This is a genomic window from Priestia sp. LL-8 (assembly GCF_036227845.1).
Lineage (GTDB): Bacteria > Bacillota > Bacilli > Bacillales > Bacillaceae_H > Priestia > Priestia zanthoxyli.
The window spans coordinates 4,292,160-4,305,499 of the sequence record NZ_JAZAQH010000001.1; the positions used below are offsets into that span (position 1 = coordinate 4,292,160).

General features: G+C 38.2%; 15 protein-coding genes. 2 read left to right on the top strand and 13 right to left on the bottom strand.

The window, feature by feature from the left end; all coding sequences use genetic code 11:
* Window positions 1–91: 91 nt before the first annotated feature.
* A complete protein-coding gene (locus U9R83_RS22430; protein ID WP_013059178.1) occupies window positions 92–475 on the bottom strand; it encodes a Spx/MgsR family RNA polymerase-binding regulatory protein in 384 nt (127 codons plus the stop codon).
* Between the two features lie 261 nt (window positions 476–736).
* Here U9R83_RS22430 and U9R83_RS22435 point away from each other — a divergent pair, with 261 nt between their 5' ends.
* Window positions 737–973: a DUF2626 domain-containing protein gene (locus U9R83_RS22435; RefSeq protein WP_013059179.1), complete on the top strand. Its 237-nt coding sequence runs from the start codon at window positions 737–739 to the stop codon at window positions 971–973.
* Window positions 974–1,010: 37 nt separating this feature from the next.
* Here U9R83_RS22435 and U9R83_RS22440 read toward each other — a convergent pair whose 3' ends face one another.
* Window positions 1,011–1,643, bottom strand: a complete 633-nt coding sequence (locus U9R83_RS22440) for an MBL fold metallo-hydrolase (RefSeq protein ID WP_208732872.1) — start codon at window positions 1,641–1,643, stop codon at window positions 1,011–1,013.
* A 208-nt stretch (window positions 1,644–1,851) separates the two neighbouring features.
* On the opposite strand from U9R83_RS22440, the gene U9R83_RS22445 reads away from it, so the two are divergent.
* Entirely contained in the window at window positions 1,852–2,028 is a 177-nt protein-coding gene (locus tag U9R83_RS22445; RefSeq protein WP_013059181.1) for a DUF2759 domain-containing protein, read from the top strand.
* A 35-nt stretch (window positions 2,029–2,063) separates the two neighbouring features.
* Here U9R83_RS22445 and U9R83_RS22450 read toward each other — a convergent pair whose 3' ends face one another.
* The 11 genes from U9R83_RS22450 to U9R83_RS22500 all read right to left on the bottom strand — a co-directional run bounded on the left by U9R83_RS22450 (window position 2,064) and on the right by U9R83_RS22500 (window position 13,190).
* Window positions 2,064–2,966, bottom strand: a complete 903-nt coding sequence (locus tag U9R83_RS22450) for a M14 family metallopeptidase (RefSeq protein ID WP_208732871.1) — start codon at window positions 2,964–2,966, stop codon at window positions 2,064–2,066.
* 111 nt (window positions 2,967–3,077) lie between these two features.
* Complete coding sequence (locus tag U9R83_RS22455; RefSeq protein ID WP_013059183.1) at window positions 3,078–4,046, bottom strand: ROK family glucokinase; 969 nt, start codon at window positions 4,044–4,046, stop codon at window positions 3,078–3,080.
* 2 nt (window positions 4,047–4,048) lie between these two features.
* Window positions 4,049–4,255 (bottom strand): YqgQ family protein, encoded by a 207-nt coding sequence (locus U9R83_RS22460; protein WP_328575420.1) that lies wholly within the window; start codon window positions 4,253–4,255, stop codon window positions 4,049–4,051.
* 181 nt (window positions 4,256–4,436) lie between these two features.
* On the bottom strand, window positions 4,437–5,957 hold the full coding sequence (locus U9R83_RS22465; RefSeq protein ID WP_328575421.1) for a rhomboid family intramembrane serine protease: 1,521 nt from the start codon (window positions 5,955–5,957) through the stop codon (window positions 4,437–4,439).
* 134 nt (window positions 5,958–6,091) lie between these two features.
* Window positions 6,092–6,268, bottom strand: coding sequence for a hypothetical protein (locus tag U9R83_RS22470; RefSeq protein WP_013059186.1), 177 nt, complete (start codon window positions 6,266–6,268; stop codon window positions 6,092–6,094).
* Between the two features lie 51 nt (window positions 6,269–6,319).
* Window positions 6,320–7,117 (bottom strand): DUF92 domain-containing protein, encoded by a 798-nt coding sequence (locus U9R83_RS22475; protein WP_182420455.1) that lies wholly within the window; start codon window positions 7,115–7,117, stop codon window positions 6,320–6,322.
* Entirely contained in the window at window positions 7,104–7,670 is a 567-nt protein-coding gene (locus U9R83_RS22480; protein ID WP_014458219.1) for a 5-formyltetrahydrofolate cyclo-ligase, read from the bottom strand. Before U9R83_RS22480 ends, U9R83_RS22475 begins: the two co-directional genes overlap by 14 nt.
* A 46-nt stretch (window positions 7,671–7,716) precedes the next feature.
* Entirely contained in the window at window positions 7,717–7,866 is a 150-nt protein-coding gene (rpmG, locus tag U9R83_RS22485) for a 50S ribosomal protein L33 (protein ID WP_013059189.1), read from the bottom strand.
* Window positions 7,867–8,108: 242 nt separating this feature from the next.
* Window positions 8,109–10,388: a sugar phosphate nucleotidyltransferase gene (locus tag U9R83_RS22490; RefSeq protein WP_182420456.1), complete on the bottom strand. Its 2,280-nt coding sequence runs from the start codon at window positions 10,386–10,388 to the stop codon at window positions 8,109–8,111.
* Complete coding sequence (locus U9R83_RS22495) at window positions 10,385–12,703, bottom strand: glycosyltransferase (protein WP_226554891.1); 2,319 nt, start codon at window positions 12,701–12,703, stop codon at window positions 10,385–10,387. The genes U9R83_RS22490 and U9R83_RS22495 overlap by 4 nt, the downstream gene beginning before the upstream one ends.
* Window positions 12,696–13,190 (bottom strand): DUF4912 domain-containing protein, encoded by a 495-nt coding sequence (locus tag U9R83_RS22500; protein ID WP_014458216.1) that lies wholly within the window; start codon window positions 13,188–13,190, stop codon window positions 12,696–12,698. The genes U9R83_RS22495 and U9R83_RS22500 overlap by 8 nt, the downstream gene beginning before the upstream one ends.
* Window positions 13,191–13,340: the final 150 nt, after the last annotated feature.

Consider the following 13,340-nt stretch of genomic DNA (forward strand, 5'->3'; position numbering starts at 1 on the left):
ACGACTACATAAAAAAAGACAACGTGATGTAAAACTCTACGCTGTCGTTTTATTCGTTATTTACTGAATTGAGCTTCTTCATCATGTACGCTTACACAACTAGAGAAGCAAGACTTGTTTTTTTCTTGACTAAATTTTTAAGAGCAGATTCGTTATAGCCTACTACAAGCTTTTTGCCATCTGTTAAAATTGGTCGGCGAAGTAAACGAGGATGTTCAATTAATAGATTGACTACTTCAGATAGAGTCATGCTATCCACATCAACATTTAACTTTTTATATTCTTGACTTCTTTTAGCAAGAAGTTCATCCATCCCTTCTGTTGTCATAGAAAGAAGTTCAAGCATTTCTTTATGAGTAGGTGTTTCTCTAAATAAATGACGCTCTTTAAAATTTACATCTTCCTTCACTAGCCACTTTTTCGTTTTACGACAAGATGTACAGCTCGGATACGTATAAAATTTAATTTCTTCCATATGAAACCCTCCCGTTTTTTAGTTATAGATTGTTTATATACATTGTACACGTTTTGTATAACTTTTGTATAGTATTTTGCACATGTTTTGTATAACTTTTTTTCTTCTGTCGTATTTCAAGGAAAAGATAGCGTTTTCAGGAAAGAAAGGATGTATTATAATGGAAAAGTATCGATATAGTTTTATAAGTGCTTTCTAGTGCTTACACAGCGATGACATTCATCATGACACTAACTAAGTTTGATAAAGGAGGAAATGGACGTGGAACGAATGTACCGTGTAATGGGGTTCTGGACAGCAATTTTCACTGTAATGTTTTACCTCGGTCACATGCATAAGACTTCTTTACTCTTTTTAGCTCAAACAGGCTTTTTTGTAATTCTTAGTTATTTAAAGCTGTCTGAAAGAATGTACATTTACGTTTTCGGAGCATATTTGACCGTCTTTTTTGTGGGGTTCACGTACTGGTCAACTTTTATGATGACACCAGGACAGTAAAGAGAAAAGCGATGGGCTTCCATCGCTTTTTGTATTCTTAAAAACCATTTAGGAAAGGATTTTGATCCATTTCGTGTCCCACAGTTGTTTCAGGTCCGTGACCGCTTAGTACAAGCGTATCTTCTGGAAGGGACAGCAATTTCGATTCGATGCTTTCTAACAGCTGAGCTTGATTGCCTCCAGGTAAATCTGTGCGTCCGATGCCGCCTGCAAAAAGCGCGTCACCAGATACTACAAAGTTACCCGATTTGAAATAATATGAAACGCTGCCAGGAGAATGGCCAGGCGTTTCGTACACCTCAAATTGGAATGAGCCAATTGTTAAATTGCCTTCGACTGAAATAATATCGGTTGCATCTGGAGCCGTAATTTCTCCTAGGTCAAAAAATTTTGAACCGTTTAAATCACTATTATGAAGCCATTCTTTTTCATTTTTATGTACATAAAGCGGGCTAGAGTAGTGATTCATCACTTCATCTACTCCTCCAATGTGATCAAAATGAGCGTGTGTCAGCAAAATAGCCAACGGTTTATACGTTTGTTTTTCTAGAAATTCAACGAGCTGTTTTCCCTGAGCTCCCGGGTCAAAAACTAAACACTCTTTTTTTTCGTTAGCAACGACATAACAATTCGTTTGAATAGGTCCTAGCGGTATACGATGATAGTTCATAATGTATCCTCCTTGTAAAATTTATTTCCGTTATATGCATTATCATACACACATCATCTTATAAATGAAAGTAAGGACCTTTCTAAGCTAACAAGGCGAAAGAAAGATTGGTTTTCATCTCGACAAACGGTTAGAAAAGTTTTACAATTAAAGGGATAAGCTAATGATAGCGCTTTAATTTTAAGTTGCCTAAAGGAGGTTTCTTCGAGTGGGTCTTATGATTATTTTTGCACTAACAACATTGCTAGGCGTATTTGCAGCTATTTCATCTTTTAGAAATAAAAACATATTAGGCATTGGTTTTTCGGTACTAACATTCGGGGTATTCGGATGGTTTACCGTGATGACCATTATACATCACGGTTATCCGGCGGTACATCATTAAAAAAGCCACGCAAAGCATATGCTTTGCGTGGCTTTTCAAATAGATAGATATTCCATTGCCGCAACTAAGATAGCTTTGGTCGGATTATATACGCGTGATATTTCAGATAAAGGCAGCGGATTAATTCCTTTTCCCAGTTCTAAGGTGAACCCTAGCTTTTTCTTTTCTAAAATAAACCAATCCTTAAATCCAGCGTGACTATCAATCGTTTTGACTGCTTTATAACCGCTTACTCTTTCAAAATAACTGGCTATTTCCTCCGCTTCCTTCGGCTCTTCATTCATATACCCCCAGTAAAATTCTTCTCCTTGGGTATGTAAAGCTATCACACAATCAAAATCATGACGCTCAACAAGTTTTACCATTGCCTGCGCTTCAGGTTCAGACAGAGATTCATAGCCTGGAAAGTCCCGATAATGCGGAGCTTTAGGTTCTTTGCGCTTTTTTTCAATTTCCCAATAAGCCGGAAACTGATTGTTTAAGTCTACCCCTCGGATATTTGCTTTCCAGCTTTGAAAATCAGGAAAGTCTCTTCCTATTTTAGAAAGAAAAGACGCATAAGGTTCACTTACAGGAGGACCTTTTAAGACCAGATCTACTCCGTCTGGATTAACAATTGGAACTGTAGAAAGCGTAACTTGATTAAAAAGAGCTCTTGCTTCCTGCCCGTTCAACGCCTGATCATAATGAAGAGCAGCTAAATAATCTTCAACAAACTGTAGAAGAACATTTGTCGTAATCCATTCATTGGCATGAAAAGACGCATTAATATGAACCTTTCTTTCTCCGTTTCCAATTAAAATATGAGGAATCGGCTTTCCGAGCACGCTGCACCCTATCCATTCAAGAGAACCATAGGGGTAGTATGTTAAAAGTGTTTGGATATCTCGTATTGTTCGCGTGTAATCGTAGGGCTTTTGGATATCTACAATTTGCATAATCTTCACTCCTTTACACTATGTATATGTAAAGATTGAAAAGATGCATGATAAAAAAGCGCTTTGACATTTAGTCAAAGCGCTTTTTTATCTCAGTTAGATGCTTGCTTATTATTCAAAATAAGATTTAACTAACCAAGCTCCTCCAATAATTCCCGCATCGTTTCCTAAAGTAGCGATTGCTAATTCAGCACCTTGCGCTACGCGAGGAAATGCAAAACGTTTGAAATAATCTCTTACCGGTGCAAGTAATACCTCGCCTGCACGAGACACACCGCCGCCTAGAACGATTTTCTCAGGGTTTAATGCATTAGCAGAGTTTGCTAGTGCTAGACCTAAATGAAAGGCAACTTTATCTACAACATGCATCGCTAACTCATCTTTTGAACGAGCTGCATCAAATACATCTTTAGATGTAACTTGTCCATTTTGTTCTAACACTGTGCGAAGCTCACTTGGTTTGTCCGTTTCCGTTAATTCTTCCATTGTTAAACGTACAATTCCAGTTGCTGAAGCGATTGTTTCTAAACAGCCGGTTTTGCCGCAGTTACACGGTGCTCCGCCTTCAGGAATAGAAGTAATGTGCCCGATCTCACCAGCGGCTCCATTTACGCCTTGTACAATTTCACCATTTGCAATGACGCCACCGCCAACGCCTGTGCCAAGCGTAACGCAAAGTAAATCTTTTGCTCCGTCTCCAGCACCCTTCCACATTTCTCCAATCGCTGCAATGTTTGCATCATTGTCTACTACAACAGGAAGAGAAGTTTCTACTTCCAAGATATCTTTGATAGGGAATTTTTCCCAACCTAAATTGACAGCTACTTCAATCGAACCGTTTGCAAAGTTGACAGGCCCCGGTGCACCAATACCAATGCCTACTAACCTTGATTTTACTTCTCCAAGATCGTTTAACTTTTTATCAATTGCTTTTGCAATATCTGTTGGAATTTTACGGCCTTGCTCGCTCACATCCGTATTAATTTCCCATTTGTGAATGATTTCTCCATAATGATTAATAAAGGCCATTTTTATTGTTGTACCGCCTAAATCAACTCCAACTAACCATTTGTCATCCATGTTCATTCATCCTTTTTCTCTTTTTGTTGTTTTAACTCTCGACGAAGCAAAAGAATTGCCATTTGGTAATCACGTACATCAATCAAGTTAGACTGATATAACTCTTTTACTTCCGCTTCCATCAGCTCTAAATCAGAAATACGATCGCCCACGTATATAAAAATGCCGAAGGACTTTAATAATTGTTGTACATCATATAACGTATTCATTCTGTCACCTTTATCCTATTTTCTAGGTGATATGATTCATTTATTTTGAGATAACTCAACAGTCATTCAGTCATAAACAGCGGCCGTATTTAACGCCCACTGCTAGGTCTACATATTAATATTCTAGTAAACGTTCTCACAATAGTAAAGTATAAAATATTAAATTCGTCATTCAACAGTTTTAATTTTCTAGCTCTTGCTTCAGCTTTTCGTATTTTTCATTTTGCGGTTCAAGCGCAATTGCTTTATCGATATTTTGTGTGGCCGCTGGAATATCATTCAGTTTCATATTCACCAGAGCTAAATTGTAATACGCCTCATGAAAAGTTGAATCATACTTTATAGCCTGATTCAATTGCTGTTTAGCTGCTTTATAATTTTCAAGATAAAATTCTGCGCGAGCACTGACGAAATACACGTTACTATTTCCTGTTCCTTTTTCAACAAAAAGCTTAATGGCATCTTTTGCTTCTTCATACTGCTTCTGCTGAAGATACGTAGCCGCTACGCTGAGTGCATAGGGTTCATCTTGATAAACAGAACGCTCATGATATCCATAAAAAAGCAGACTTCCTACTAGTAAAAGCGTGCAAATGAAAGCCGGAATCTGAATATACAGCTTTTTTTGTTTCGGTAAACTGACGATGCTTGCAGCTAAAAATCCGCCAACCAAACCGCCAATATGCCCTGCATTATCGACGTTCGGCGCAACAAATCCAAAAATCAAGTTAATTACAATAATGACAATGAAACTCGACCCCATTGTTCGAAAAAAGAAGCGTGGATTTGTTCTTGCTATAAACAGTAAAGCTCCAAAGCAGCCGAAAATAGCCCCTGAGGCTCCTGCGGAAATAGACGTATTCCATATAAAACTTCCTAGAGATCCTGCAAACCCGGCAAATATATAAATAAAGACAAAACGCCCGCTGCCATATATCCTCTCTACAAGCGTTCCTAAATAATACAAGGCTACACTATTCATAAGCAAATGCAGAAGTCCTATATGCAAAATTATAGGGGTAAAAAAACGCCACCATTCGCCTTCCATAATTAAGGGGTTGTATTTAGCTCCGTATTGAATCAGAGTGAGCGTATTTTGTGTACTGCTCTTCCACTCCAGAAATAGAAACATTAAGATTTGCAGCGCTAAAAATATATATGTAAAAATAGGCTTCCCGTATCCAGCTATTTGCTGTTCTTCGCTTTGTTTTTTCTGTACAAAAAGCACAATTTTATGTTTCCACTGTTCTATGCGCTCGGCTTCTTCTTCGGAAGAGAAATTGTCTGCGCTTTCCAATGTAAGATCTAGCCGTTCGAATAGAGGTTCATAAGCGCTTGCTTTCTCTGCCGTTAGTTGTTCAACGTAACTATTCACTTTAGAGGGACTTGGCGCACTTTCTAAGGACTGCTCAGTATAAAACGGATCAAAATCAGCAAAGTAAATCGTGTTAAGAGTAAGCGTTGATTTACCGCTCTGCTTTCGCACATTCTCAGCTCTTTGTAATGCATATAACACATCTTTTTGCTGTTCAACGGCTGATTTAAAATTCCGGCGGACTATGCGGACAATTGACTTATCTTTGCGATGCGAAGATTGAAACCATAGCTCTGAAGCATCAGCTTTCATCGAAATCAACTCATATGAAGAATGGCCAAGCAAATGCTGTGCCAGCTGCAAATAATAAAAATCTTGCCTAGACAAATAGTCACCTCCTCACACTCTCTATATGTAAAGATGGCAGAAACCCAGGAAAAAAGCAACGATTTTCCCTTTTTCTTTTTCTATAAAAAAACACCTTACAGGTCTGTAAGGTGTTTTTTATGTATCTTTCGCTCTTAGCGGAAGACCTGCTTCATTAAACGATCCCGAACAAACGGCAAATTAAAAAATGAACGAACAGCTAGACTGCGGATAAACGAATTTCCAAACAGGGAATTTAAAACACGGTATCTCATTTGATAGCCTAGCGTTCCAACGACTAAAAGCGTAAGTACTAATACAATATGTCTCATTTTCAAGCCTCCTTACGTTTACTTTGCTCCTATGACGAACATTTTATGCTCTTATATAGGTAAAAACAGGATAAGGATTCCGCCTGTAAAAGCAGCAAGCAAAATAGCGGCAAGGTTCACAACATCATTGTTAAAGAAAATGATTCCTTTCTCTTTTATCGTTGGTTTACGACAATGCTCTTTCCGTTCTGTTTCAATACCGCAGCTTTGACAACGAAAGCGAACTTGCACACTTGCTCCAAGAAGAGTGTCTATAGCATTTCCGATGAAACCAAAGCAACCGACTAGCAATATACCACTCAGCGATACATAGGGAAAAGCAAAATAACAAGCGGCAGCAATAAGAAAAGCTCCCGCTGCTCCCGCTGCTGTGCCTAAGAGCGATACGGCTCCTGAGGTACCGGCTTCTACTCTCTTTAACGTCCAAATGTAAAACGGCGGCCTCTTACTAAGAGAGCCTATTTCAGATGCCCATGTGTCAGCATTAGCAGCTGAAATACTGATCATAAACATCCACATGCAAACAGGCGAAGCTGTTGCAGCATATAACAAACTGCAAGCAGCGGCTACACCCCCGTTAGCAAGGACTTGAATATAATCTCGTCTGTCGTGCTTTTCTAGCTTTTCTTCTAATCCACGCTTTTTTTCTTTCTTGTACTTACTACACAACGTAGAAGTGCTAAAAAATAAGAGTAAGAGTAAAAAACCTTGAAGTGAAAAACCGATATAAACGCTCGCTCCTACGATAAAAGACATGCAGGCTCCCGATACAGTCAGTGCTTTTGCCCAGTAGCCTGCTCCTGCCATGAGTAATATCACAATGATCATGGCAACATCAAACGGATTCACAGCAAATAAGCTCCTTCTCTGTCAAAATATATTGAACAGGAACATCATGAGATTCATATGGAACCTCCGAAACGACTTGACAATCAAATGCAAGGCTTAGCTTCTGTCCGGTATAGTCTGTTAAATAACGATCGTAATAGCCGCCTCCGTAGCCGATACGATATCCATTTTTGCTATATACCACGCCAGGAACAAGGAGTAAATCAATTGAAGATTTTGAGACCAGAACCGTTTCTTCAATAATGGGTTCGGCTAACCCGTAGTAAACTACTTCAAGCTGTGAAAAATTCGTAATCTCGTAGAAAATCATTTGAGATGTTGTGGGGTTGCATTTTGGAACAGCTACTTTCTTTCCATCTTTCCAAGCACGTTCAATGATGGGCTTTGTATTAACTTCTTTATTTCTTGAAACCGTAACTGCAATCACTCTAGCTTCTTTCCATAAACAAGTTTCATACAGTTCATTTGCTATGCTTGTTGAATGTGACTCGTGCTGCTCTTCAGAAATTAAATTAAGAACGCGCTTCATCTCTTTGCGCAGATGAGATTTCATTTTAATTCCCCCTATAAAAAAAACAGCAGGATTGTACTCCTACTGCTTACTTTGTTTCACGATGAAGTGTAACTTTTTTAAGTCTTGGGCTGTATTTTTTTAACTCAAGACGATCTGGGTTATTACGCTTGTTTTTAGTTGTAATGTAATTACGGTCACCAGTTTCAGTGCAAGCTAATGTAACGTTTACGCGCATCTATTTTCCCTCCAAACATTATAAACATAAATCAGACTTTAATATAATATCATTTTTCGAAAGGAAATGCCAGTCTGTTTTTTTGAAGAAAGTCATTTAATTTCATTTCTTCACTTTTTCTTTCCTCTTAGAGCCCTGAGCTCCTTCTCCGCTACGCCTTATATATAGATGAAGTTTCTTGAAATAAGCGGAACTCCTTTTATGAGAGGCGTACTTCCTTTCTTTTAAATAAAAGCCATTATTTACACTCTTTGATACTCTTGTATTTTTTCTACAAAATATGCCGACAGCTTCTTGGCAGTCTGAGTGTTTAACGCCTCTGAATAAATATTTAATACAGGCAAGTGACCATCGGGCAAAATAAGCGTCCATTCATGGGGATCATGGTAAATCTTTAAGCCATCAATGACATACACTTGTTTACCGATTGCTTCTTCTAATAGTTTCTTCATCACTTGTTCTTGAATTTCTAGCGGACATGAAATATAGCGCCAGTTCATATAGGCATGGGGGACATATTGAATCATTTCAGAAATTCTACGCTGTTGCACCATAATTAATTCGATCAGCTGACATAAAGCGTACATGGCATCTAACTGAAATTGAACGGGCCCCAAAAGACTAAGCAAGTCACGTTTTTTTGCTTTTGTCCTCATAAATGATTGATTGAGAGATTGAGCAAATGTTTCTAGTGTGGATGAATAGTGTATAGGAATAGGAACGAATGCTACTTTTTTTGTCATGTATACGCTATAAATATAAAGCGACATAATTTCTGAGTCATTTACGCTGCAGCCTTTTTCATCATATAGAGCAAATGTTTCTCCATCTTCTTTAATCTGAATACAAAAAGACAGCTTATTTCGTTTAATTATTCGTTTGATTTCTTCTGTTTTCTCCCATTTGTTTAAAAATAAAACGTGGACACGAAGACGCTTACATAATAATTCGACAACTTCCTGTATAAACGGCGAACAAATTACGCCAATCCGCGTACTGTCTTCTAATAAAACATGCTGATTAATTGATTTTACTAAAGCATCACAATATTCTCCCCTGATATTTCCTATGCTTGTTTCTTTAAGTGAAACAGAAGTTGTTATGTTTGCTTGTTTAGCTTGAAGGTACATCCGCTCAATCTTTTTTTCAATAAGCTGATTAACTAATTGCCCTTTCTTGTCATATATTTCTAAAAAGAGGCCGCTGTTTTTGCTATCCACACCAATGTAAATACCAATCCTCGCTTGTGAAGTCATCATGTAATATCGAAATACCGGAAGAGCTTCTTTTTTAATATCATACACAGCTGAATGATTACTCCGTAAAAAAGAAAAGCATTCTTTGCGAAGTTGAATGGCTTCTCCTTCATCATCGCTTGCTAGACAGAACGCCCCTTGGTGTTTGCATACAAGTAATAACGCATTGTATAGTCTTTCTCGATCAACAGATGAATGTACATACAGGCGACCGTTTTTGAAGATAGAAACATCTGGTTTTACAGAAAGTTGAGGTAGCAATTGATTTTCAGCTACTGTATCTTGGACATACGTAGTCATTGCTTGAACATTTACATAGGGACCTATCGTAGCGTTGTATAAAAACGATTCTGCCCCCACCGTTACGTTTTGAAGCAAAATCGTTTTATCGATTGCAGCATGTGCTTCTATGATACTATTTGTTCCGATAATCGTGTAAGGACCAATTGAAGCACCTTTTCTAATCACCACATTTTCTCCTACGTAAACCGGATCGTAAATAGTCACCCCTTCTTCTATAAGCGCGTCATCTGAGACAATACTTTCCTGTCTATTGCCAAACCACTTCCTCCACAAATCATAGTGTGCTTGACGATAATGGTGGATTTGCCCAATATCAATCCAATAATCTTCCGTTACAAAACTGCACACAGTATGATTATATTCCAAAAGCAGCGGGATAATGTCAAAGCTAAAATCTGTAGGACCATAAGAATTCACGTAATCAAGAACGGATTTTTTGATCACATACACTCCCGTATTAATCAATCGGCTATTGGCCTGTTCGTAGGTCGGTTTCTCTACAAATCCCATGACTCGATGCCCTTCATCTATCGTCACCACTCCATAACCCCGCACGTCGTTTACTTCTTTTGTAACAATGGTCATTTCGCTTTTTTGTTCATAATGAAAATGAATAACGTCTTGAAGATTAATTTCTGTTAAGGCATCTCCACTAATAATAATACAGTCTTCCTCAATAAAGGCCTCTGCTCGCTTAATTCCGCCAGCTGTTCCAAGAGGCTCTTTTTCGATAAAATAAGTAAGCGTCACTCCCCACTGAGAGCCATCCCCAAAGTATTCAATAATTTGTTCATGCCTATACTGCAGCGTAATCCCAATCTCTGTAATTCCATGTTTCTTAAGCAGTTCAATGCTATATTCCATCACAGGTTTATCATAAAGCGGCAGCATAGGCTTTGGAATCGTATAGGTCAAGGGCTGCAGTCTTGTTCCTTTACCGCCAGCAAGTATAATGGCTTTCAATTTTTTGCCTCCCTCCTTTTTTTATCCTGGCAAATGTGATGTTGAAACAGCTTACTTGTATCAATAGCGATTTTTTCCCAGCTAAACATAGTTGTTGCTTTTCTATACCCATTTTCGCTGATTTTTGCAGCCGTTTTTTCATTTTTTAACAAAAATTCTATGCAGTTGATTAATTCGAGCGTATCTCCTCGGGCAAACGTCAGGCCCGTGTCGAAATGTGAAACAATATCGCTTAGACCTCCTGTATCGGCAACGATAGTTGGCTTCTTGGCTACCATCCCCTCTAAAGCCACAATTCCAAAAGGTTCATATAGACTTGGAAAAACAACCATTTTGCAAGCTTGAAGAAGCTGATTTCGTTCGTTATCGGTAATGTATCCAATAAAATACACGTATTTGTCTAATTGCTTTTCACTTACCTGTGTTCGAAACTCATGAAGTAAAGGCCCTTTTCCTGCTACAACGAATTGAACATCTATTTGTTTTTTCTTAAATAGTTCCGCTGCTTCAATAAATAGCTGAAATCCTTTTTCATATACAATTCGTCCAATTGAAAAAATAATAGGGGCCTTTCTAAAATTATATTTCTTTTGTAAACTTTCTTTTAACCGCTCATTTACTGCGTCGACTACCAGCTGCTTGTCAATTCCATTTGGAAATATAGCAATTTTATCTTGCTCTACGTGAAATAAAGTGATTAATTCTTTCTTCATATAGTCGCTGCAGACAATGATTGAGCTTGATTGTCGAATCAGCTCCTCTTCTTGCAAGTGAATTTTCTGCTGCATGTCATTATGAATACCATTATTGCGCCCATGTTCTGTCGCATGAATGGTCGTAATTAGCGGTCTATCCGTTTTATCTGCTAAACATTTTGCAGCGGATGCAACAAGCCAGTCATGAGCATGAATAACGTCAAAAGACAGCTTGTAGCCTAACTGCAGTCCTCTAAGAGCCATAGCCACATTCAAACTGTTTACCCATGTCAAAAAGTCCGGATGATGAGGCTGCAGGCTTTTAACTCGGTAAACGTGAACACCGTATAAACGCTCATATTCCGGCAGCCCCTCTACATACGTCGTTAATACACTAACATGATGGCCAGCTCTAGCTAGCGCTCTGGATAAATCAAATACATGTCGTGCAAGTCCTCCGATAACTAGAGGAGGGAATTCCCATGCAAGCATTAAAATGGAGAGACCGCCTTTATATTGATTTAGTGATAAAGCCGCCGGCTCTATCTCTTTTGTAGGGTATAAAAAAGAACTTCCTGAAAGAAAACTGTTTTCGCTATCCATCCTTGGATTCTCTTCGTGACAAAGAAAATCAAACAGTTTTACTTGTCTTTCGTATTCATCTTTGACTTTTTCAAAATTATAAAGCCAATCGCTGCTACTTAAAAGGAGCCACTGTCGGTAGATAGCATTTACCACGCTAGGATGTTTAGACTCGATAACATCTAGCATCGCCTCTGACTTCTGTACGGTTGAAATAAACAATTGATTGTTCTCACTGACAAATTCGGCGCTTTTTGTTGCACCGTAGAGTGCAAGAGTTTCGTTTTGATGAAACTCTATATCCCTCGCGTAATCTAAAGGATATTGAAATATACCACTTACTGCTTGCATTCGCTGAAAGCCAAGCGTGTCCTTAGCCTTCAAATCCAAAACAGCGCTCGCTTTATTCATTGTTCCTTCCTCAACTTGTTTTCCTTGCTTAGGATATGGAAACAAGATAATGCCAGCAGGCGACTTTTTTAGTTCATCTGTTGATGACTTCACAAAGGTATAGCGCATTTGATGAGATTTTAGGAGCATATCTACTTGATGAGTATACTCTCCTTGCTGTATAAAAAAACCGACGGGCTTTTTTTCAAAAAACTGTTGAAAAACACGTATTGCTTCTGTAATTTGGAGATTTAATGTTTGTTCGGTTTTAAGGGTGGAAACAAACGCGTTCGTTACGGTAGTAGGGATACATTCCATCATGTCATGCTGAAAGAAATATTTGCAGGCTGAGAACAAGCTCCCGTTCCACTTTTTTAAAAAAGTGAGTGCTCTCTGATGCTGCCGGCTTGAAAACTGGTGTAAATATTGAGCGTAACGAGTGTTAAACTCCTCGTCGTTTAATGCGTTCAAAAACACACAAGACATCACAGCTGTTGCACCTATCAATTTCTTAGACTCAATTTGATCTAAAAAAGGGATGAGCTCGTTCGTTACTTGTTCAAACAGGGGATACTCACTCTCTGTTTGAAGTACATGTAGCAACGGACAATGCATATAAGTTAAAAGAATACAGTCATCACTATTCATATTGCTTCTTCACCTGCTCCAAATCATTTGAATATAAGGAATATGTGCTAAATTCATTTTGAACACCCTGGTGAACTTTTACAGGTTCGTACATCCAGCCTAACGAAGTTACATTCACTTGTTCATTTTGTTCTTTCATCAAATAAACTGAATTTGAACGAAGAAGGGAAAAAAAACTTCCTTCTTTATCTTGAATACCAATATCTATTACATACGTGCGCTCACTTTCCAAGCTGTTCATAAACATGAAGTCTTGCTTAGGAGTAAGCCCCTCCATATAATAGCGGTTTGATTCATGGCCGTTAAAATGAAGACCTGTTATATCATACGTACACATAGCTAAATTCAATTCTTCCCACCGTGTCGAAAACATACTTTCTACCATCTCTCGAATATGCTCAGAAAACGACCAGTGAACATAAATACGGGATGAGTCAAGCTGAGTAGCTATACACACATTTAAGTTTTGAATAAGATTAGCAGCCACTGTTTTATCACTTCGTTTCTTAGAATGTTTTTTCTACACATAAATGCCGTATAAACTTATTAACATCTTACCATTCAGAAAAAGTTGCCACAATAAACGCAATTTGTCGATTTGTGTTAAAAATTCAGGTTAACATAGTAATTATAATTT